At 65.0% G+C, this 21,022-nt stretch carries 23 protein-coding genes; 6 read left to right on the forward strand and 17 right to left on the reverse strand.

Going from position 1 to position 21,022, the window contains the following annotated elements; genetic code table 11:
- Positions 1-23: 23 nt before the first annotated feature.
- From LCM4576_RS09420 to LCM4576_RS09455, 8 genes are all read right to left on the reverse strand, one after another.
- Complete coding sequence (locus LCM4576_RS09420) at positions 24-611, reverse strand: TMEM175 family protein (RefSeq protein WP_071031851.1); 588 nt, start codon at positions 609-611, stop codon at positions 24-26.
- Between the two features lie 124 nt (positions 612-735).
- A complete protein-coding gene (locus LCM4576_RS09425) occupies positions 736-1,623 on the reverse strand; it encodes a sigma-70 family RNA polymerase sigma factor (protein ID WP_071031852.1) in 888 nt (295 codons plus the stop codon).
- 30 nt (positions 1,624-1,653) lie between these two features.
- A complete protein-coding gene (locus LCM4576_RS09430) occupies positions 1,654-1,974 on the reverse strand; it encodes a hypothetical protein (protein WP_244508191.1) in 321 nt (106 codons plus the stop codon).
- Positions 1,975-2,208: 234 nt separating this feature from the next.
- On the reverse strand, positions 2,209-3,864 hold the full coding sequence (locus LCM4576_RS09435; RefSeq protein WP_071031853.1) for an FAD-binding dehydrogenase: 1,656 nt from the start codon (positions 3,862-3,864) through the stop codon (positions 2,209-2,211).
- A gap of 32 nt (positions 3,865-3,896) precedes the next feature.
- Positions 3,897-4,883 (reverse strand): Gfo/Idh/MocA family protein, encoded by a 987-nt coding sequence (locus tag LCM4576_RS09440; protein WP_071031854.1) that lies wholly within the window; start codon positions 4,881-4,883, stop codon positions 3,897-3,899.
- A 282-nt stretch (positions 4,884-5,165) separates the two neighbouring features.
- Positions 5,166-5,741 carry a YceI family protein gene (locus LCM4576_RS09445; RefSeq protein WP_071031855.1) on the reverse strand — a complete coding sequence of 192 codons (576 nt, stop codon included), beginning with the start codon at positions 5,739-5,741 and terminating at the stop codon, positions 5,166-5,168.
- 68 nt (positions 5,742-5,809) lie between these two features.
- On the reverse strand, positions 5,810-6,379 hold the full coding sequence (locus LCM4576_RS09450; RefSeq protein WP_071031856.1) for a cytochrome b: 570 nt from the start codon (positions 6,377-6,379) through the stop codon (positions 5,810-5,812).
- 247 nt (positions 6,380-6,626) lie between these two features.
- Complete coding sequence (locus LCM4576_RS09455; protein ID WP_071031857.1) at positions 6,627-7,517, reverse strand: LysR family transcriptional regulator; 891 nt, start codon at positions 7,515-7,517, stop codon at positions 6,627-6,629.
- Between the two features lie 96 nt (positions 7,518-7,613).
- Between LCM4576_RS09455 and LCM4576_RS09460 the strand changes: the two genes are divergently transcribed.
- Positions 7,614-8,609, forward strand: coding sequence for an aldo/keto reductase (locus LCM4576_RS09460; RefSeq protein WP_071031858.1), 996 nt, complete (start codon positions 7,614-7,616; stop codon positions 8,607-8,609).
- 236 nt (positions 8,610-8,845) lie between these two features.
- Here LCM4576_RS09460 and LCM4576_RS09465 read toward each other — a convergent pair whose 3' ends face one another.
- The 8 genes from LCM4576_RS09465 to infC all read right to left on the reverse strand — a co-directional run bounded on the left by LCM4576_RS09465 (position 8,846) and on the right by infC (position 15,998).
- Positions 8,846-9,448 (reverse strand): nucleotidyltransferase family protein, encoded by a 603-nt coding sequence (locus LCM4576_RS09465; RefSeq protein WP_071031859.1) that lies wholly within the window; start codon positions 9,446-9,448, stop codon positions 8,846-8,848.
- A 122-nt stretch (positions 9,449-9,570) separates the two neighbouring features.
- Positions 9,571-11,979 carry a phenylalanine--tRNA ligase subunit beta gene (gene pheT / locus LCM4576_RS09470; RefSeq protein ID WP_071031860.1) on the reverse strand — a complete coding sequence of 803 codons (2,409 nt, stop codon included), beginning with the start codon at positions 11,977-11,979 and terminating at the stop codon, positions 9,571-9,573.
- The gene (locus tag LCM4576_RS09475) at positions 11,976-12,428 is read right to left on the reverse strand and encodes a GFA family protein (protein WP_071031861.1); all 453 of its coding nucleotides are present in this window, start codon (positions 12,426-12,428) and stop codon (positions 11,976-11,978) included. The genes pheT and LCM4576_RS09475 overlap by 4 nt, the downstream gene beginning before the upstream one ends.
- Positions 12,425-13,477 (reverse strand): phenylalanine--tRNA ligase subunit alpha, encoded by a 1,053-nt coding sequence (gene pheS / locus LCM4576_RS09480; protein WP_071031923.1) that lies wholly within the window; start codon positions 13,475-13,477, stop codon positions 12,425-12,427. Before pheS ends, LCM4576_RS09475 begins: the two co-directional genes overlap by 4 nt.
- A gap of 201 nt (positions 13,478-13,678) precedes the next feature.
- Complete coding sequence (gene rplT, locus LCM4576_RS09485; RefSeq protein WP_040986810.1) at positions 13,679-14,080, reverse strand: 50S ribosomal protein L20; 402 nt, start codon at positions 14,078-14,080, stop codon at positions 13,679-13,681.
- A 37-nt stretch (positions 14,081-14,117) separates the two neighbouring features.
- Entirely contained in the window at positions 14,118-14,321 is a 204-nt protein-coding gene (gene rpmI / locus LCM4576_RS09490) for a 50S ribosomal protein L35 (protein ID WP_027166935.1), read from the reverse strand.
- A gap of 326 nt (positions 14,322-14,647) precedes the next feature.
- Positions 14,648-15,295 (reverse strand): isoprenylcysteine carboxylmethyltransferase family protein, encoded by a 648-nt coding sequence (locus tag LCM4576_RS09495; protein ID WP_071031862.1) that lies wholly within the window; start codon positions 15,293-15,295, stop codon positions 14,648-14,650.
- 166 nt (positions 15,296-15,461) lie between these two features.
- Positions 15,462-15,998 carry a translation initiation factor IF-3 gene (gene infC / locus LCM4576_RS09500; protein WP_083361358.1) on the reverse strand — a complete coding sequence of 179 codons (537 nt, stop codon included), beginning with the start codon at positions 15,996-15,998 and terminating at the stop codon, positions 15,462-15,464.
- 216 nt (positions 15,999-16,214) lie between these two features.
- Here infC and LCM4576_RS09505 point away from each other — a divergent pair, with 216 nt between their 5' ends.
- The 4 genes from LCM4576_RS09505 (at position 16,215) to LCM4576_RS09520 (ending at position 19,707) form a co-directional block, all read left to right on the forward strand.
- Complete coding sequence (locus LCM4576_RS09505; protein WP_071031863.1) at positions 16,215-16,988, forward strand: carboxylesterase; 774 nt, start codon at positions 16,215-16,217, stop codon at positions 16,986-16,988.
- On the forward strand, positions 16,988-18,130 hold the full coding sequence (locus LCM4576_RS09510) for a benzoate/H(+) symporter BenE family transporter (RefSeq protein ID WP_071031864.1): 1,143 nt from the start codon (positions 16,988-16,990) through the stop codon (positions 18,128-18,130). The genes LCM4576_RS09505 and LCM4576_RS09510 overlap by 1 nt, the downstream gene beginning before the upstream one ends.
- A 115-nt stretch (positions 18,131-18,245) precedes the next feature.
- Positions 18,246-18,725, forward strand: a complete 480-nt coding sequence (locus tag LCM4576_RS09515) for a DUF2852 domain-containing protein (protein ID WP_071031865.1) — start codon at positions 18,246-18,248, stop codon at positions 18,723-18,725.
- 223 nt (positions 18,726-18,948) lie between these two features.
- Positions 18,949-19,707, forward strand: a complete 759-nt coding sequence (locus LCM4576_RS09520) for a M48 family metallopeptidase (RefSeq protein ID WP_071031866.1) — start codon at positions 18,949-18,951, stop codon at positions 19,705-19,707.
- 229 nt (positions 19,708-19,936) lie between these two features.
- On the opposite strand, the gene LCM4576_RS09525 is transcribed toward LCM4576_RS09520, so the two are convergent.
- The gene (locus tag LCM4576_RS09525) at positions 19,937-20,155 is read right to left on the reverse strand and encodes a hypothetical protein (protein ID WP_071031867.1); all 219 of its coding nucleotides are present in this window, start codon (positions 20,153-20,155) and stop codon (positions 19,937-19,939) included.
- Positions 20,156-20,265: 110 nt separating this feature from the next.
- Between LCM4576_RS09525 and LCM4576_RS09530 the strand changes: the two genes are divergently transcribed.
- A complete protein-coding gene (locus LCM4576_RS09530; protein WP_071031868.1) occupies positions 20,266-20,925 on the forward strand; it encodes a phosphoribosylanthranilate isomerase in 660 nt (219 codons plus the stop codon).
- Positions 20,926-21,022 lie beyond the last annotated feature (97 nt).

Raw genomic sequence — 21,022 nt, forward strand, 5'->3', positions numbered from 1 at the left:
GAGCGGGGATGTCCTGATCCTTGTCAGCCCCGATCTCGCGTGCCCGGGGCTTGCGGACGCAGATACACGGCCAGGCAGCAGCAACAGATGGCCAGGCCGGCGATCGGATATCTCAGGGCGACGAGCGCGGCGAGCGCGAACAGACAGAGCGTCGCCGCCGCGCGAAGGCGCATCGTTTTGCGCGCACTCTGCGGAATCATCTCCGCCGGCAGCGGCTCGATCAGCTCGCGGATGAGGAAGAGATAGGTCAGGTTCACCAGGAAGAAGACGCCGGCATAGAAGGCGACGGGCTGCGGCGAGAGTTCGCTGACGGCCATCCAGGCAGTGGCCAGCGGGAGCAGGGAAACCGAGAACAGATGCGCGAAATTGTGCCACATCAGGCGGGCGGTCATTCCGGTCGCGTGGCGCAGCAGGTGATGATGGTTCGCCCAGACGATGGCAATGAAAAGATAGCTCACGCCATAGCTCACCCAGGTCRGCCACAGTCGGAGCAGCGCCGCGAAGGTCGGGATTTCCGGCGGGCGAAGCTCCAGCACCAGCACTGTGATGAGTACGGCGAACACGCCGTCCGAGAACGCGTTCAGCCGTTCGAGGCCTGATGAAGGAAGCATGTGGCCGTCCTCTCGCCGGTGCCCCCAAGCCGAGTATAACTTTGYCGGCGGCTAATGCGAACAGGCTGGACGGTACCTCAACGCGACGCGGTCGGTTCTATTCGAATCGTGATCGCGCCGCGGCTCAATCGGTAAGGAAGCAGATATCCGCCTCGACGACGCAATAAGGAACATGGCGGAAATCGCGGATGCGCACGACCTCTTCGCCGCGCCAGTCGATCAGCACGAAGCCGCGCACGGCGTCGTCCGCCCGCGGGTTGCGGATCARAATCGCCGGCCGGCCGTCGACGAAGCCGAGCGACAGCGCCCAGTCGCCGAGGYGGTCGTAATTGCCGAAATAGGTCGAGGCTTCCTTCTTGCCGTTGAGGCGGGCGCGATTGACGACGTCGACCTGGACATCCTCGGCGATCAGCCGTCTCACCCCGTCGAAATCGCGCGCATTGAACAGGTCGACATAGTGGCGCAGCCGACGCTCCCMCTCCGGGTCGAGCTTCGGCATGGCGACGTCGTCGGTTCGGCCCGCCAGCGCCTTCAGCTCCGCCCGGCCGCGATGCAGCGCCGCCTTGGTTGCAGCCAAGGTCGCGCCCGTCACGTCGCAGGTTTCGGAAAGGCTGAGGCCGAGCACGTCGGTCAGGACCACGGCGCTGCGCTGTGCCGGCGTCAGCTGCATGAAAGCGCGCAGGCTTGCCGCCGCCGCAAGYCTCGCCTCGGCGCTGGCCGAGTGATCCTCGATCGTCGTCATGTCGGCCTCGGTGATGCGGGAGCGGTCCCGCTGGCGGCGGCGCAGATGATCCTGCGCCGCATTGTGGGCAATGCGGAACAGCCACTGCTCCGGGCGTTCGACCAGAGCGCCGCCGTCATACGCGGCAAGCGCCTTCACCACCGCCTCCTGCACGATGTCCTCGCCGTCGATCGACGAACCCGCCATGCGCGCGGCGTAGCGATGCAGTTTCGGCCGCAGGCCGACGAGCATGGCCTCAAGTTCCGCGCGGCCGAACCCTGCCAAGCTCATCGTCCTCTTTCTCTCACGCCAATGCCAAGGTCAGGCGGGCACGGCTTCATCGACCCTGGCCAGCATACGATAATCGCCGACGATCTTCGCCGGCGACCTCACAAGCGGCGTCGAACGCCGGCCGGCGTGATCGGCGCCGAACGCCTTGAAGGCGTCGAGCTCGGTGAGCGCCGAACTGTCCTTGTCATAGCCGACAAGGTGGACGAATTCGCCGTTGTCGAGCTCAAGCACTAGGTAGCGCACTGATTGCGGCTGCGTTTCATCCAGCGCCTCGAACACTTTTGCCGCCAGCGCCCGGTTCTCGGCGATGCTGGCATCCTTCACGCGATAGCGGATGAGATTGTAGGTCATGGTCGTCTCCTGCTTGGGGATTGCAAGAGGAAGACGTTTCGGATGGGCGAAAGGATTCGCGCGGAGACAAAAAAATCTCCCCCCTTGAGGGGGAGATGTCGCCAAAGGCGACAGAGGGGGTCACAGCGCATGGAACGCCACGCTTTTGCGGCGGCAGGCGACGTTGGCGATCTACGTGAGACGACCCCCCTCTGGCCTGCCGGCCATCTCCCCCTCAAGGGGGGAGACTATCGCTCACCCGACCGCCTTCGCCGCGGCCCGCCCGGCACTCCGCCCCGAAAAAATGCAGCCGCCGAGGAAGGTGCCTTCCAGCGCCGCGTAGCCATRCACRCCGCCGCCRCCGAAGYCGGCCACCTCGCCCACCGCGTAGAGACCCGGCACCGGCTGGCCCTCGGCGTCGAGCACGCGGCTGTCGAGATCGGTCTGCAGCCCGCCCAGCGTCTTGCGGGTGAGGATGTTGAGGCGCACCGCGATCAGCGGGCCGTTGGCCGGGTCAAGCATCTTGTGCGGCTTGGCCGTGCGGATCAGCTTGTCGCCGAGATAGGCCCGCGCGCCGCGCAGCGCCGTGACCTGCGCGTCCTTGGAGAAGGGGTTGTCGAGCTGCATGTCGCGGGCGCGGATCTCGCGCTCGACCTGCGCGACATCGAGCAGCGGCTCGCCGCCGGCGAGCGCGTTCATGCGCGCCACCAGCTTCGCAAGGTCGGCCTCGACGATGAAGTCCTCGCCCTTCTCCATGAAGGCTTTCACCGGGCCGGGAATACCCGATGTCGCGCGGCCCAGCACCTGCCGCCAGCTCTTGCCGGTGAGGTCGGGGTTCTGCTCCGATCCCGACAGCGCGAACTCCTTCTGGATGATCTTCTTCGTCAGGATGAACCAGGAATAGTCGAAGCCGGTGCTCATGATGTGGCTGAGCGTGCCCAGCGTGTCGAAGCCCGGATAGAGCGGCACCGGCAGCCTTTTGCCGCGCGCGTCGAGCCAGAGCGAGGACGGGCCGGGCAGGATGCGGATCGCATGCTCGGTCCAGATCGGCGCCCAGTTCCTGATCCCTTCGACATAGTGCCACATGCGGTCGCGGTTGATGACCGAACCGCCGGCCGCCTCGGCGATCGCCAGCATGCGTCCGTCGACATGATCGGGAACACCGGTGATCATGCGTTTCGGCGGCGTGCCGAGGCGAGGCGGCCAGTTCTTGCGCACCAGCTCGTGGTTGCCGCCGATGCCCCCGGAAGCGACGATCACGGCCTGCGCGTGGAGCTCGAAGTCTCCCGTCGCGGCGCGTGAGCTCTTGCGGCCGCGCTCGACGCTGCTCGGCTCGAGGATGTCACCGCGCACGCCCGTCACCGTGTCGCCGGTGCGGATGATCTCGTTGACCCGGTGGCGGAACCTGAACGCGACCAGCCCGCGCTTTTGCGCTTCGCGCGCGCGCAGCACGAAAGGTTCGATCACGCCGGGCCCGGTGCCCCAGGTTATGTGGAAGCGCGGCACCGAGTTGCCATGGCCGACCGCGTTGCCGCCGCCGCGCTCGGCCCAGCCGACCACGGGGAAGAACTTCAGGCCCCGCTCGATCAGCCAGGAGCGCTTCTCGCCGGCGGCGAAGCCGACATAAGCCTCCGCCCATTGGCGCGGCCAGAGATCCTCCGGCCTGTCGAAAGCGGCCGTGCCCATCCAGTCCTCGAGCGCGAGGTCGTGCGAATCACGGATGCGCATGCGCCGCTGCTCGGGCGAATCGACCAGGAACAGCCCGCCGAACGACCAGAAGGCCTGGCCGCCCAACGACTGTTCCGGCTCCTGGTCGACGATGATGACCTTCCTGCCGGCGTCAGCCAGCTCGGCAGCGGCAACGAGGCCGGCCAGCCCCGCGCCGACAATGATCACGTCCGCGTCAGCCATCTATTCCTCCCAGAAGCTAGCCGGCAGYTTGTTTAGACGGGTTCCCAGCCGTCCTTGTCGCCGGCGCGGAAGATGGCGTCGATGACCTTCTGGTTCAGCACCGATTCCTCCAGCGTGAAGACACGGTCCTTGCCGCCCTGGGCGGCGCGCACGAAGGCTTCGACTTCCAGCCGGTACTGCTGCGTGCCGGGGAAGCGGAACACCTGCGCCTCGGTGTGGTTCTGGTTGTGCAGCTCGATGCGGTGGTGCTCGTAGAGCCCGGCATTGAACGGGCCGAAGATCTCGATGAAGCCCTTCTCGCCGTGGAACACCATCACCTGCCGCGCCGCCATCTGCGTCGACAGATAGAAGGACAGCTCGAAGTCGCCGAAGTCGGCGCGGATCGAGGAGTAGATGTCGGTGCCGAAGGTCTTGTCGCGTTCGATCGTCGCCTGCACGCGCAGCGGCTCCTTGCCGGTCGAGAAGCGCGTCGACACCGTCGGATAGACGCCGATGTCGGGCAGCGCGCCGCCGCCGAGGTCGAGCTGGTTGCGCATGTTGTTGGGGTCGACATTGTAATAGGAGAACGCACCCTGCACATGGCGCAGCCGGCCGATGGCGCCGCCGGCGATGAGGTCGCGCACCTTGATCCATTGCGGGTGGTAGACGACCATGAAGGCCTCGCAGACCAGCACCTTCTTTTGGTCGCGCAGCTTGATCAGCGGCGGGATATCCTTGGCGTCGAGCGCCAGAGGCTTTTCGACCAGCACATGCTTGCCGGCCTCGATCGCCTTTGCCGTCCATTCGACATGCTGCGAGGTCGGCAGCGGGATGTAGACGCCGTCGACCTCCTTGGACGCAAGCAGCTCCTCATAGGAGCCGAAAGCATGGCGGGCGCCGAAACGCTCACCCAATGCCTTGGCCTTCGACAGGTCGCGGCTGGCGATCGCCGACAGGACGCCGTTCTCCGAGTCCACGATTGCCGGCAAAAGCTGCTCGCGGCCGATCTTCGCCGTCGACAGAACACCCCATCGGAACATCACGCTTCTCCCATGTCGGTTTACATCGATGGAGGTGTGCCCCAATTCCGCAGAAAAGCCAATGCGGGAGGCGCCTTCCTCGCCCCACGCAGTGGGGAGAGGTGTCCCGGCGAAGCCGGGACGGAGAGGGGCTTCGTAGAGTGCCGACCTCAGAGCCGAGCTGCTTCACAGCAGCCCAATTCTGCGAGGGCCCTGCCGTCGCGCAGGGCGCCCCCCCGCTCCGTCTCGGGCTTCGCCCGAGCCACCTCTCCCCCGCCTTCGCGGGGGCGAGGAAACCGGGCGCTACCCCCTTCTCCCCGTCAGCGTCATGTCGAATTCGACGACGTTGGAATAGAGCGGCGTGCCGACATCCATGCCGTAGCGCGACCTGAGCACCTTGCCGGTGACGTGGAACTTGATGGTCCCGCCCCGCAAGCCGCCGAGCTCGGCCGTGAATTTTTCCGGAAACGTCCTGCCGCGCGCCGTCAGCCGGCCGGTCACCAGCGCTGTCGTGTCGCCGGTGCGGGTGACGCTRGTCGAGCGGAACTGGATTTCCGGATTGTTGGCCGCGTCGAATACCGCGTCGGAGCGCAGGAAGGCATCGATGCGGCCTTGCCCGGTACCGACGCTTTCGGGATAGATGGTGAGGTCGACCTTCGAGCGGCCGACATCGCCATTGTCGATGCGGATCGTGCCTTTGAAGCGACCGAAGGCGCCATCGAAGCCGCCGCCGCCGACCTTGCCGATGGTGAAGCGGATCGAGGAGCCCGACGGGCTGATCGTGTAGCTGCCGGCGGCGTCGCTGAGCGCCACGGCGGCAACGGCAGGCACGGTGAGGCAAGCGGCGAAGRCCGCCAATCCGAAGATGCGCGTGTTCATGGGTTTCGTCCCTCCGCAGATACGCTTTTTTCTGCGTTTTCGTCCCACCAACGAATGATGGCGCGGTTCTATTCCCTGCCTGACGAAGGTGTGATCATGCGCGTCAGCACCGTGTCGCGCAGCAGGAAATGGTGGCGCAGCGCCGCCGCGATGTGCAGCGCCACCAGCGCAATGCCGGCATAGGCGAGATACCAATGCGCCGAAGTCCAGAAGCTTTCCGCCGCATCGGATTCGACAAGCGGCAAATTGGGCATCACGAAGAGGTTGAACGGCATGGTCGGGATTTCCAGCGTCGACACCGAGACCAGCGCCCAGCCGGAGAGCGGCAGCGCGATCTGGAAGGCATAGAGCGCGAAATGCGCCAGCGGCGCTGTCCTTCGCTCCAGCGTTCCGACCGAAACCGGTAGCGCCGGCGCCGCATTGCCGAGCCGCCAGGCGATGCGCAGGATGATCAGCCCGAGCAGCAGGAAGCCGAAGGAYTTGTGCAGCTGGATCAGCTCGAAGGACGCCCGCTGGCTTGTGATGCGCACCATGACGACGCCGAGCGCGAATTGGCCGATGAAGATGATGCCGATCAGCCAGTGAAGGACGATCATCGCCCAGCCGTAGCGGGTGGGGGTGTTGGTGAGGGATTRCATGGGAGGCGAACGTTGCCGGCGCCGGTTTTCTTCCGGCGACTTACCCTCTCCACAAGGGGAGGGCAATCGCATATGGCCGCGCAGCCCCCTCATCCGGCCGCTTCGCGGCCACCTTCTCCCCGATGGGGAGAAGAGACTGGCGCCGACGCCGGCAATCTCCTCTCCCCTTGGGGAGAGGTCAGCCGAGCGAAGCGGAGGCTGGGTGAGGGGGAGTGCCATATGCCTGCCCCCACAAGGGGGTATACGCCTACCCGCTCACCCTGAAGAAATCCACGAACGCTCTCAGCGCTGGCCGCATTTGCCTGCGGCTCGGATAATAGACGAAGAAACCCTCGAAGGACGGGCACCAGTCTTCCAGCACGCGGATCAGTCGGCCGTCGGCGAGCGGCGCCCGCACATAGGGCTCGAAGACGAAGGCGAGCCCGGCGCCATCGACCGCCGCCTGGGCGATCAGATGATCCTCGTCGAGGATCAACGGCCCTTGCGCGGCGATCTCGATTTCCTCGCCGTMCTTCTCGAACTCCCAGCGGTAGAGGATGCCACTCGAGAAACGGAAGCGGATGCAGCGGTGGTCCGCCAGCTCACGCGGATGGCGCGGCTTCGGCATGGAAGCGAAATAGGATGGCGCGGCGACCACTGCGCCGCGGAGATCGGGGCCGATGCGCACCGCGATCATATCGCGCTGCAGGCTTTCGCCGAGCCGCACGCCGGCGTCGAAACCACCTTCGACCACGTCGGTGAAGCGGTCCTCGATCACGATCTCCAGCACGATGTCGGGATAGGCGGCGGCAAAGGCGCCGAGCCGTGGCGTCAGCGTCAGATGCGCGGCCGTGCGCGGCACGGTCAGCCTGAGATTCCCGGCCGGCCGGTCGCGTGACTCGGCCGCCGTTTCCAGCGCGAGATCGATCTCGGACAGCGCCGGCCGCAGCCGCTCGAGCAACTGCGCCCCCTCCTCGGTCGGCGATACGCTGCGCGTGCTGCGGGCCAGAAGTCGCACGCCGAGCCGCGCCTCCAGGCTGGAGACGGCATGGCTCACGGCCGAAGGCGCGATGCCGAGCTCGCGCGCAGCGCCGCGGAAGCTGGCGCATTGGGCAACGGTGGCGAGCACCGCGAGCTGTGAGAGATTGGTCCGGTTCATTGTTCTATTTTATAGAGCAAGCCGTACAAAAGAGAGTCGATTATCGAACGAAGCGCAAGGCCTTATCTCCCTCGCATCGCAACAAGGAGATGCGTGATGAAAACCCGCAAGCTAGGAACTGAACTCGAAGTCTTCCCCGTCGGCCTCGGCTGCATGGGCATGAGTTTCGGCTATGGCGGCCAGCCCGAGGCGGAAGCCATCRCCACGCTGCGCCGCGCTGTCGAGATTGGCGTGACCTTTTTCGACACGGCGGAAGTCTATGGCCCCTTCGAGAACGAGATCCTGCTCGGCAAGGCGCTGAAGCCGGTGCGCGACAAAGTCACCATCGCCACCAAGTTCGGCTTCAAGATTTCCGAGCACGGCTCGGGCACCGACCGCATGATCGGCGTCGACAGCCGTCCTGAGCACGTCAAGGCGGTGGCGGAAGCTTCGCTGAAGCGGCTCGATACCGACGTGATCGACCTCTATTACCAGCATCGCGTCGATCCCAACGTGCCGATCGAGGACACGGTCGGCGCCATGGCGGAGCTGGTGCGCGAGGGCAAGGTGCKGGCGCTTGGCCTGTCGGAGGTGAGCGCAGCCACGCTGCGCCGGGCGCATGCCGTGCACCCGATCGCCGCCGTGCAGAGCGAATACTCGCTGTGGAGCCGCGATCCGGAGGACGAGATCCTCGCCGTCTGCCGCGAGCTCGGCGTCGGCTTTGTCCCCTACAGCCCGCTCGGCCGCGGCCTGCTCACCGGCACGCTCAGCAAGCCCGACGCGCTCGGCGCCGGCGACTGGCGCCTGACCCTGCCGCGCTTCCAGGCCGGGGCGATGGAAGCCAACAACGCCGTCATCGCGGTGCTGGAGAAGATGGCTGCCGGGAAGGGCGTGACAACGGCGCAGCTGGCGCTCGCCTGGGTGCTGCACCAGGGCGATTTCATCGTGCCGATCCCCGGCGCAAGGAAGATCCGGCACCTGGAGCAGAACACGGCGGCGGCCGGGATTGAGCTGAGCGCGGCGGAAGTGGCGGCGATCGGCGATGCGTTGTCGCCGGACAAGGTGGTCGGCAAGCGTTATACGGAGGAATTGCTGGCGCTGGTGAACGGGTGAGGGTTGAAAGGGGGCGTTTCGGCTTTTCGTTGAAAGGTACGCGCGAGGCCCCCCTCTCTGGCCTGCCGGCCATCTCCCCCTCAAGGGGGGAGATCAGATGTCACGCCGGCTTTCGCCAATCGCCAACGTTGCAAGGGGAGTGCCGGCGCCGAAGCTGCCAATCTCCCCCCTTGAGGGGGAGATGCCCGGCAGGGCAGAGAGGGGGGCCTCGCGCAGACGTTTCTTATCTCTGCACCCTACCAAGCCACCACCTCAATCTCCGGCCAGCACTCCTTCGCCCGCTGCCCCTTCGTCACATGCGTCCGCTGATTGTCCAGCGCCCGGTTCGGCATGATGCGAAACGAAAAAACGTCATCCAGCCCGAACGGCGCCACGAGTTCCAGCCTCCCGTCGCTGCCGTACCGCACCCCCACTGCATGCGTCTTCGAGGCAAAATAGCTCACCGACTCGCTCGCGCTCGCATAGCGTGGGCATTGTTGTCCGAACTTCTGCGGATACCAAAGATGCACCCGCGCCTGGTTGCGCACCTCGATCGGCAGCTTCAACCCCTCGAAGTGCGCTGCCGCCCGGCGGATCACCGCATCCTCGGCCTCGTAGGATAAATCGGCATCGTCGAAGTAGAACAGGTCGACATCCTTGATGCCGTATCCCGGCGGTTTGGCGGTCAGATGGTTCCAGACGCTGTTGTAGAGCGCGCCGGAGACCACCAGCCAATCCGGCAAGGCAAGTTCTCGCACCCGCGCCAGCGTCTCGGCCAGCAGCGGATCGGCCGCGACGATCGCGAGGAAGGCCGCGCGTTGCTCTTCGAAGGGAAGGCCGGAATAGCGGAGATGGCTCATCGCCCTTTGGAGGGCGATTCGCCATCGCTCCGCAATCCGCCAAAGCAATTCCAGGAAAAGTGTCGGGCGGTTTTCCGTCTGGAATTGCGTAAGACAAATGCTTAGAGCGGCGTTGAGCCGCTCTAAGCGCGCAGCACGCCGCCTGTCTGCTTGTTGACGTTCTCGACGATGCGTTTTGCGAGCGCCTCGAAATCCTCGTCGGTCAGCGTCTTTTCGACCGGCTGGATCGACACTTCGATGGCGATCGATTTCTTGGCGGCGCCCAGCGAGGCGCCCTCGAAGACGTCGAACACCGAGACGCCGGTGACCAGCTTCTTGTCGGCGGCCAAAGCTGCCCGCACCAGCGTGCCGGCCTCGACCGTCCTGTCGACGACGAAGGCAAAATCGCGCTTCACCGCCTGGAAAGGCGATAGCTCCAGTTTAGGCTTGGTGCGCGTCGGCTTGGCCTTCGGCTCCGGCACGGCGTCGACGAACACCTCGAAGCCGCAGAGCGGGCCCGAGACGTCCAGTCCGTCCAGCGTCTTCGGATGGAACTCGCCGAACGTGCCGAGCACGGTCTTGGGACCGAGCTTGATCGTGCCGGAACGTCCAGGATGATACCAGGCCGGGCCGCCTGGCTCGATCTGCAGCCGGTCGACCGGCGCGCCGCAGGATTCGAGCGCCGCGATCGCGTCCGCCTTGGCGTCGAACACGCCGACCGGGCCGGCATTGCCGGCCCAGCTGCGGCCCGAGCCGTCGAGCTTGGCGGTGCCGCGCCTGACGCCGGCGGCCACGCGCCGCTGCTGGTCGGCCAAGTCGCCTTCATAGGTGCCGGAGACCTCGAACAGCGCCACATCGCCAATGCCGCGGTCGGCATTGCGCTGCGCGGCCGCGATCAGCCCGGGCAGCAGCGAAGGCCGCATGTCGGACATGTCGGCGGCGATCGGGTTGGCGAGCTTGAGCGCGCTCTGGCCACCGCCGAACAGCTCGGCATGCTTGGCCGGGATGAACGACCAGGTGACGGCCTCCATCATGCCGCGCACGGCGAGCGCCCGCTTGGCGGCACGGGTGCGCACCTGCAGCGTGGTCAGGATCTTACCGTTGACCGCGTCATGAGAGGTCAGTGGCTGGGGCGCGATGTTGTCGACGCCGTGGATGCGCATCACTTCCTCGACAAGATCTGCCTTGCCGTCGATATCCGGGCGCCAGGACGGCACCTTCACCTTGACGACGTCGCCCGAGCCCTGCGGCTCGAAGCCCAGCCGGGTCAGGATGTCCAGCGCCTCGGACCTCGGCACCTCGATGCCGGTCAGCCGCTTCACCTCCGAAAGCGGGAAAGTGACGATCTTCGGCTTGTGGCCGRCATAGCCGGCGACCTCGATCTCCGAAGGCGTGCCGCCRCAGAAATCGAGCACCAGCTTGGTCGCCAGCTCGACGCCCGGCACCATGAATTCGGGATCGACGCCGCGCTCGAAACGGTAACGCGCATCGGTGATGATGCCGAGCGTGCGGCCGGTGCGGGCCGTGGCGATCGGGTCCCAGAGCGCCGATTCGATCAGCACGTCGGTGGTGTTCTCGTCGCAGCCCGAATGCTCGCCGCCCATGATGCCGGCGATCGATTCGACGCCGTTGTCGTCGGCGATCACGCACATTTCCGGCGTCAGCGTGTATTCGCGCCCGTCGAGCGCCAGCACCTTTTCGCCTTCCTTGGCGCGGCGCACCACGAGGTTGCCGGCGACTTTCTTGGCGTCGAAGACATGCAGCGGCCGGCCGCGGTCGAAGGTGACGTAGTTGGTGATGTCGACCAGCGCACTGATCGGGCGCAGGCCAATCGCGATCAGCCGCTGCTRCAGCCATTTCGGCGACGGGCCGTTCTTCACGCCCTTGACCAGTGTCAGCGCGAAGCCGGGGCAGAGTTCCGGCGCCTCGATCGTGACCTTGACCGGGCACAGGCCGTTGCCGGCATGCGGCATGATCCCTCCGCCCACCAGGCGGCCGAGCCCACTCGCGGCGAGGTCGCGCGCAATGCCGTAGACACTGGTCGCGTCGGGACGGTTCGGCGTCAGATTGATCTCGATCACCGGATCGTCGAGATGCGCGTAGGCGGCGAAGCTGGTGCCGACCGGCGCGTCCTGCGGCAAATCGATGATGCCGTTGTGCTCGTCGGAGATTTCCAGCTCGCGCTCGGAGCACATCATGCCGTGGCTCTCGACGCCGCGGATCTTGCCGACCGAGAGCGTCACGTCGATGCCGGGGATGTAGGTGCCGGGCGCGGCGAAGGCGCCGATCATGCCGGCGCGGGCGTTGGGCGCCCCGCACACCACCTGCACCGGCGGCTTGCCGTCGCCGGTGTCGACGGTGAGCACGCGCAGCCGGTCGGCGTCGGGATGCTGCACCGCCGTCAGYACTTTCGCGATGACGAAGGGCTTCAGGCCCGACTTGTCGTCGACATGTTCGACTTCGAGGCCGATGGCGGTTAGCCGCTCGACGATCTCGGCAAGCGAGGCGTCGGTCTCGAGATGGTCCTTGAGCCAGGAGAGGGTGAATTTCATGGTGCTGTTCCGTTTGGTCCTTGCCCGTCCGACGCTTGTTGGATGGGCCGGGAGACGCTGGTCTTCAGATGTCTGGGCAGATCGTCCGGCATATGCAGGAAGGGGAGTTGCTCACGCACATAGGCATGCAGCGTCGGCTTGAAATAGGCCGGCATGTCCATGGCGCCGAGCATGAAATAGATCCGGTTGTCGAGCCTCTTGTCGGTATAGGCGATCGGCGAGCCGCAGGTGCCGCAGAACGTGCGCTCCACCGGGCCGTTGCGGTAGCTTTTCAGCGATTTGCCGGTGAGCGCGACCTGGTCGGCCATGAAGCCGACAAAGGCCGACACCGGCGCGCCCGTCGCGCGCCGGCAATCGCCGCAATGGCAATAGCTGATGTGGTGCGGCTCGGCCGAAGCCTCGAACCGCACCGCGCCGCAACGGCAGCCGCCGGTGTGAGGTGCCGTCATGCAGACAGCCCCCCGAACAGCGTCGGCAGGTCGAGCGGCCGGAACCCGTAATGGCTGAGCCAGCGCACGTCGGCGTCGAAGAAGGCGCGCAGGTCCGGCATGCCGTATTTCAGCATGGCGATGCGGTCGATGCCCATGCCCCAGGCAAAGCCTTGATATTCGTCGGGATCGAGCCCGCCGGCGCGCAGCACGTTCGGATGCACCATGCCGCAGCCCAGGATCTCCATCCAGTCGGAGCCTTCGCCGAAGCGCACTTCGCCCGGACGCGAGCGGTCGCACTGGATGTCGACCTCGAGGCTGGGCTYGGTGAAGGGGAAGAAGGACGGCCGGAAGCGCATCTTGACCGACGGCACCTCGAAGAAGGCCTTGCAGAACTCTTCCAGCACCCACTTCATGTTGGCGACGTTGGCGGTCTTGTCGACCACCAGCCCCTCGACCTGATGGAACATCGGCGAGTGGGTGGCGTCCGAATCCTGCCGGTAGGTCTTGCCGGGGATGACGATGCGGATCGGCGGCTTCTGCCGCTCCATGGTGCGGATCTGCACGGGCGAGGTGTGCGTGCGCAGCAGCTTGCGTTCACCCTTCTCGTCCGGCTGGAAGAAGAAGGTGTCGTGCATCTCGCGCGCCGGATGCCCCTCGGGGAAGTTCAGCGCCGTGAAATTGTAGTAGTCGGTCTCGATGTCCGGGCCTTCGGCGATGGCGAAGCCGAGGTCGCCGAAGATCGCGGCGATCTCGTCGATCACCTGGCTGATCGGATGGATGCGGCCGCGCTCGGCCGGCGACTGACGGACGGGGAGCGTCACGTCGACCGTTTCCGCCGCGAGCCGTGCGGCGATCGCCACATCCTTCAGCGCCGCCTTGCGCTGGGCGAGCGCCTCGGTGACGCGGTTCTTCAAGCCGTTGATCGCCGGGCCCTTCACCTGCCGCTCCTCGGCGCTCATGGCGCCCAGCGTCTTCAGCATTTCGGAGACCGAGCCCTTCTTGCCCAGCGCCGAGACGCGCACCGCCTCGATCGCGGCCTCGTCCGAAGCCGCCGCGATGTCGGCCATCAGCGAAGCTTCAAGGGTTTCAAGATTTCCAGCGGTGGCGTTCACGGCGAATTCTTTCTATCGGTGGCTGTCATCAGCGTGCGTCACGATTTTCGTTTCGCAGTACGATTTTTGTTGCAGCAGGCATAAGAAAAACCCGCGCCAGCCGTGCCAGCGCGGGTTCCCCAAAATCAGAATTGCGAATGCTTGGGAAGCGCTGGCTTAGGCGACAGCGCTCTCAAAAGCATTCGGCGTGGTGTTCTTCAGGTATTCGAGCGCGACCTTGGCCTTGCCGACCAGCGCGGCGAAAGCCTGCGGCTCGTGGATGGCCATGTCCGAAAGGACCTTGCGGTCGATCTCGATGCCRGCCTTGTTGAGGCCGTCGATGAAGCGGCCATAGGTCAGGCCGTGCTCATGCACCGCCGCGTTGATGCGCTGAATCCACAGCGCGCGGAACGAGCGCTTGCGGTTCTTGCGGTCGCGGTAGGCATACTGCAGCGACTTCTCCACCGCCTGCTTGGCGATGCGGATGGTGTTCTTGCGGCGRCCGTAGAAACCCTTGGCGGCTTTCAGGACCTTCTTGTGCTTGGCGTGGGCGGTGACGCCTCTCTTTACGCGTGCCATGTCATGATCTCCTTAAAACGCTGTCCAGACCGAATGYTCAGAGGCCGTTCGGCAGAAAATTCTTGATGACCTTCTTGCCGTCCGGTTCAGCCAGAACCATCGTGCCGCGGGCATCGCGAATGAACTTGTTGGAACGCTTGATCATGCCGTGGCGCTTRCCGGCGGCAGCCGACARCACCTTGCCGGTGGCAGTAATCTTGAACCGCTTCTTGGCGGCCGATTTGGTCTTCATCTTGGGCATTTTGCTACTCCGTATTGGTGGCGCACCATCGCACTTCTTTTTTCGCTTCGGGCCGACCAAAGCCCGAAAAGCAAATGAAACCGCCACGGCATGCCCTGCCGGGCGGTTTTCTTTAGACGGCGGTCCTATAGATCAAAGACGGCCGGTGCGCAACACCTCGCCATGCGACGCGCTGTCCCGTTGGGTAGGGTGGTTGAGATTCAGGTCAGGCCGAGTCGAGAATGGTGGTTTCCGAGAACCGGAGCGGAGCGTACTTAAAGTACGTGAGCACCGGAAGCACAGGAAGCCGCCGTTCGCAGGCCGGCCTCACCTGAATATCAGCCACCCTACGGCAGTGTGAACCACACCGGCAGCACCCCCGACTGCTGCATGCCGTCGATCAATTCGAAGGCCGGCAGCGCGACCAGAAACACCAGGCCGTCGAGCAGCGTGTTCAACAAGAGACGCGGCTTGAAGCTGCCGGTGTCGCCTTCCTGGTAGAGCCGGAGATTCGGGAAGAAGCGCGGCACCTTGGCGAGATAAGCTTGGTAGGGCGCGCCGAGGACTTCCTTCAGGTACCGCTCCTCGCGCAGGATGACGATGTGGAAGGCGCCGGCGCAGAGCAGCGAGAACAGGATGATGCCGCTGAACGAGCCGATCTGCGCGCCGACGCCGGCGGCCGCCACGGTCGAGAACAAATAGAGCGGATTGCGGGTGATCGAATAGGGACCGCCGGTGACCACTTCGGCCGATTTGCGCCCGCCGATATAGAGCGTCGACCACAGCCGCCCGACAATGCCGAGGAAGATCAAGAGCACGCCGAACATCTCGATCGACTCGTGCATCGGCGTGTCCGGCGGAAAGGACGATTGACCGAACAGAAGCGCGGCAAACAGCACCACGATCAGCACTGCCAGCACGATCCGGCGCATGTGCTGATAGCCGCCCAACCCTTCATTCTGGTTGTCGGCCGGAACCTTCACTTCATCGACCATGACCCATCCGATCGTCGAGTGGCGATCGGATTGAAAACAGGCGCCCCGCCGATCGTCGGGACGCCGTGCCCGGCAATTCGGGCGGATTTTAGAGCGGGATAGAAGGAGCCGGGCAACTCTCGAAACCGTGATGGGCGCGGCGCTTTGACGGCCGCGTCATCCTTGGTCAGCGCGGCGCCAGGACCATCATCATCTGGCGGCCTTCGAGCTTCGGCTCCGCTTCGACCTTGGCGATCGTCGACACTTCCTCGCGCACCTTGTTCAGAAGCTGCATGCCGAGCTCCATATGCGCCATCTCGCGGCCGCGGAAGCGCAGCGTCAGCTTGACCTTGTCGCCTTCCTCGAAGAAGCGCCGCACAGCCTTCATCTTGGTCTCGTAGTCATGGCTGTCGATGTTCGGGCGCATCTTGATCTCCTTGATCTCGATGACCTTCTGGTTCTTGCGCGCTTCGGCCGCCTTTTTCTGGTTGGCGTATTTCAGCTTGCCGAGATCGAGGATCTTGACGACGGGGGRCTGCGCGTTGGGTGATATCTCGACGAGATCGAGCCCAGCCTCTTCGGCCAGCAGCAGCGCTTCGTTGATGGAAACTTCGCCACGGTTCTGGCCGTCGGCGTCGATAAGCTGGACCCGGGGCACCCGGATGTCTCGGTTGGAGCGCGGCCCGTCCTTGGTGGGTGCCGCTGCTTTGAAAGGTCTGCGAATGGTCGTGGTCTCCTCGGCCGTTTCGTTCAGGGTTTCTTTAGACAAGAAGTAGGTGGACGCGCCTATGTGGTGAGCGCGGGGCGTGAGTCAATAGCATAGTCGCGCCGGAAAATCACCTGCCGCCTGGCAATTGTCTGCACCAAGCAAAGAAACGCCGCGAGCACTTTTCGTTGAACCACAGCCTGTGCCAAAAGGACCGGCCGAAAGGACAAGCTCATGGCCGCCAGCGCTCCGGTTTTCATCGATGTGGACGGGTCGAACATCGCCGTCAGGCAGGCGCCGGGCGCGGCGCCCGGCGTGGTCTGGCTCGGCGGCTACAAGTCCGACATGCTGGGCACGAAGGCCGAGACGCTTGCCGCCTGGGCCGCGCGCGAGGGCCATGCCTATTTGCGCCACGACTATTCCGGTCATGGCGAGTCGGGCGGCGCATTCGCCGACGGCACGATCTCCAGATGGCTGGCCGAGAGCCTTGCCGTCTTTCGCCGGTTCAGCAAGGGCAAGCAGATCCTGGTCGGCTCCTCGATGGGGGCGTGGATCGCGCTGCGCATGGTGCAGGAACTGCGCAAGGCGGGCGAAGACCGTGTGGCCGGCCTGGTGCTRCTCGCCCCGGCGCCGGATTTCACCGTCGAACTGATCGAACCGGTGCTGACCGACGCGCAGCGGCGCGATCTCAAGGAAAAAGGCTTCTTCACCGAGCCGTCCGACTATTCCGACGAGCCTTATATCTACACGCGCGCGCTGATCGAGGACGGCCGCGCCAATCGGGTGATGACGGGGCCGATCGACACGCACTGCCCGGTGCACATCCTGCAGGGACTTGCCGATCCGGATGTGCCGTCCGGCCATGCGCTGAAGCTGGCCGCTATGTTGCCCGCCGACGACGTGACGCTGTCGCTGATTCCGGACGGCGACCATCGCCTGTCCCGCCCCGAGGATCTCGATATGCTCATACGGACCGTCGGCGATATGGTCAGGCGGGCCGCCRGATAATGCGCATTTCCATCCCGATATCCGCCTTCGTCGCGGCAATCGTCGGTTTCGGCGGCACGCTGGCTCTCGTCATCGCGGCCGCCAAGGCGGTCGGCGCCACGCAGATCGAGACCGCGAGCGGTGTCACCGCGATCTGCCTGGCCATGACGATTGAATGCCTGTGGCTGTCCTGGCGCACGAAGATGCCGGTCATCACCGCCTGGTCGACGCCTGGCCTGGCGCTGATCGCGGCCTCCAGCGGCTTCACGATGCCGCAGGCCGTCGGCGCCTTCATGGTCACCGGCGTCCTTCTGGTCGCCACCGGCCTGTTCAAGCCATTGACCCGGCTGATCGCGCAGATCCCGGCCTCCGTCGCGTCCGGCATGCTGGCCGGCATCCTGGTCAGCTTCGCCGTCAATGCGGTGAAGACCATTCCCGCCGATCCCTGGCTGATCCTGCCGCTGATCGCCGCCTTCTTCGTCATCCGCCTGTTCAATCCGGCTCTGTCGGTGCTGGTGGTGCTGATCGGCGGCGGCCTCGCCGCTTTCCTCACCGGCCGCGTCGGCAGCCTGCCTGTGCCGGAACTGTCGACATTGACGTTCATTGCGCCGCAATTCACTGCATCGGCGACCATTGGCCTCGCCTTGCCGCTCTATCTGGTCACCATGGCCTCCCAGAACCTTTCCGGCCTCGCGGTGCTGCGCGCCGCGGGCTATCATCCGGAGCCCGGTCCGCTGATCGGCGTCACCGGTCTGTTTTCGCTGCTCTCGGCGCCGTTCGGCGCCGCCACCACCAATCTTGCGGCCATCTCGGCCGCCATCTGCACCGGCCCCGACGTTCATCCCGACCCGGCCGAACGCTGGAAAACCGGGCCGTTCTACGCGCTCGCCTATCTCATCTTCGCCATTTTCGGCGCCTCGCTGGTGGCCATCTTCGCCGTCCTGCCGCAAAGCCTGATCGTGCTGGTCGCGGGGCTCGCCTTGACGGCGCCCCTGGCCAACGCCCTGTCGATAGCCCTTCACGACGTTGACGAACGCATGCCGGCGACGGTCACCTTCGCGGTGACCACCTCGGGGCTCACGCTTTTCGGCGTCGGCGCGGCATTTTGGGGGCTGGTTGCCGGAATGGCAGTGCTTTTCCTGGAAAAACTCAAAAAGCGATAATCATTTCAGATGCTTCGCCGGTTTTGRCCGGACTTGCCTTGAATCGCCTATTTCGCCTTCCCATTTCGATTCCACGCAGCCGGATCGGCTGTCTCCAACGGAAGGATTGGGAGAAATGAATACGACTGCATTGATCCGTCCGGCCTGGACGCCGGCCACCATCGCGCTGATGGTCATCGGCTTCATGGTGTYCTGGCCGCTCGGCTTCGCCATGCTCGCCTACATCATCTGGGGCGACCGGCTCGAAGGCTTCAAGCKCGACATCAACCGCGCCACGGACGGCATCTTCGCCGGCTGCCGCCGCGGCTCCGAGAAGGCGGCCCGCTGGGGCCATGGCTCGGCCCGCACCGGCAACGTCGCCTTCGACGACTGGCGCGAGAAGGAGCTGGAGCGCCTCGCCGAGGAGCGCCGCAAGCTGGACGAGATGCTGACCGAGTTCGACGACTACGCCCGCGAGCTGCGCCGCGCCAAGGATCAGGAAGAGTTCGACCGCTTCATGGCCAACCGCAGCAAGCATACCGCGCCGACCACCACCGAGCCGGGCGACAAGCCCGCGTCCAAGCGCGGCAAGGGCACGAACCTGCTCGACGACTGAGATCCTTGCGCATGACCCCGAAAATCGACGCCGATTTTCGGAATAGGTCATGCGCAAACTCAAAGTGCTGCAGCGTCCTTTGCGCGTCCAGAGGACGCGCGGCGCTGCAGGGACAGGTCTTAGGCTGACAAAACGGCGTCGCGCGAGCGGCGCCGTTTCTTTTTTGTTCTCTTTGTAGCTTCCCTCCACTGGCCGTTTTTTTCGAATCGCGTATCGTCCAGCCATGACCCTCGGCTTCTTTCGCAATCTGACCAAGCCAAAGCCCACCCCTGTGGTCGAGCGCGAACATTGCGTCGCCGGCCGAACTTTGCCGCTGAAAATCGTCGAAAGCGCCAGGGCCAGGCGGCTCACGCTGCGCATCGATTCCGGCGGCCAGGGCCTGCGCGTCACCGTGCCGCCCGGCCTGCGCCGTGGCGAGGTGGAGAAATTCCTCGACCGCCACCAGGACTGGCTGGAGCAGCGGCTGGCCAAGGTGCCGACGAGGCCGCAGGTCAGGCCCGGCATCAGGATCCCGATCCGCGGCGTGCCGCACCGCATCGTGCATGAGCCTTCGAAGCGCGGCACCGTCACCGTCTCGCGCGACGAGCGCGGTCCGCTCCTGATCGTGCATGGCGAGCGCATCCATCTGCCGCGCCGCATCGCCGACTACCTCAAGCGCGAGGCCAAGAAGGAGATCGAGAGGCTGGTGGTCAAGCACACCGAGGCGATCGGCAAGCGCGCCAAGGCGATAAGGTATAAGGATACCTCCAGCCGCTGGGGGTCATGCACCTCGGAGGGCAATCTCTCCTTCTCGTGGCGCATCATGATGGCGCCGCCGGCGGTGATAAATTACCTGGTGGCRCATGAAGTGGCGCATCTCAAGGAGATGAACCACGGCCCGAAATTCTGGAAGCTGTGCGAGAAGCTGTGCCCGGATACCGACCGCTGCAAGGACTGGCTGAAGCGCAATGGCGGCGCGCTGCAGGCGATTGTGTTTGAGTAGCTCAAGCCGATAGGTCGCGTTCCTTCACACCCCCCTCTGCCCTGCCGGGCATCTCCCCCGCAAGGGGGGAGATTGGGTGTCGCCTAGGCTTTCGCCAATCGCAAGCGTTGCAGGAAGCGTTCAGCGCCGAAGCTGCTGATCTCCCCCCTTGCGGGGGAGATGGCCGGCAGGCCAGAGGGGGGTGCTGTCCCGCCAGCCTCTCTACTATCCGCTTGAACCCATTAGGCCCTCAATCGTCATTCGCCGCATTCAACTCCTCCGGTCGCAACCCCTCCTCGCCCTGATGCGGCCATGGCAAAAAATTCCGGTCGAACGCGTCGCTGCCGAAATAGTCCAGCGCCCGGTGCGCCTCGGCGCCGTTGAAGTCGGACTTTTCCATCAGATGCGCGATCACCTCGCGCGCTTGGGCGATCTTCTGCCTCAGTTCGGCAACGGTCCGGTCGGCCATGATTGTCGTGCTCCCGCCTGTGGTCCCGTTATGAAGGTAGTGTTTTCCGCCGCGCCGGCAACAGCATGCTTTTTCTCGACTCTTTTGCCGTTTCGTGCCAAGCCCGCGCAATGACGCTCGACATCAAGATCTGCGGATTGAAGACCGACGCCGCGATGGCGGCCGCCCTCGCCGGCGGCGCCAGCCATGTCGGCTTTATTTTCTTCCCTAAGAGCCCGCGCTATGTCGAGCCCGCCGAGGYCGGGCGCCTGCGCGAAGCGGCGCGCGGCARGGCGCTGGCGGTTGCCGTGACCGTCGATGCCGACGATGCCTTCCTCGACGAGATCGTCGCGAAAATGCAACCGGACATGCTGCAGCTCCACGGTTCCGAGACACCGGAGCGGGTGGCGGAACTCAAGGCGCGCCACGGCCTGCCGGTCATGAAGGTGTTTTCCGTCAGCGAGGCGGCCGATCTCGATCGCATCAAGCCATATATCGGCATCGCCGATCGCTTCATGTTCGACGCCAAGCCGCCGAAAGGATCGCAACTGCCGGGCGGCAACGGCGTCGCCTTCGACTGGCGCATCCTTGCCGGCCTTGACGCCGGGCTCGATTACATGCTTTCCGGAGGGCTCAACGCCGCCAATATCGGCGATGCCCTGAGACTGGCCAATCCGCCCGGAATAGACGTCTCGTCCGGTGTGGAAAGCGCTCCGGGCGTCAAGGATCCGGCGCTGATCGAGCAGTTTTTCCGGGCCGTCAGAGCCGCGCGGGATAATCGCGCTGCCTGAGTAGGTTCAAGCCCGAGCATGTCCGGAAAAGTGGAATCCGGTTTTCCGACAAGGACATGCTCGAAACCAAAATGCAGCATGTCCMGGAAARGTGGAA

It is taken from the genome of Mesorhizobium sp. LCM 4576 (genome assembly GCF_001854815.1).
GTDB classification, from domain to species: Bacteria; Pseudomonadota; Alphaproteobacteria; order Rhizobiales; family Rhizobiaceae; genus Mesorhizobium; species Mesorhizobium plurifarium.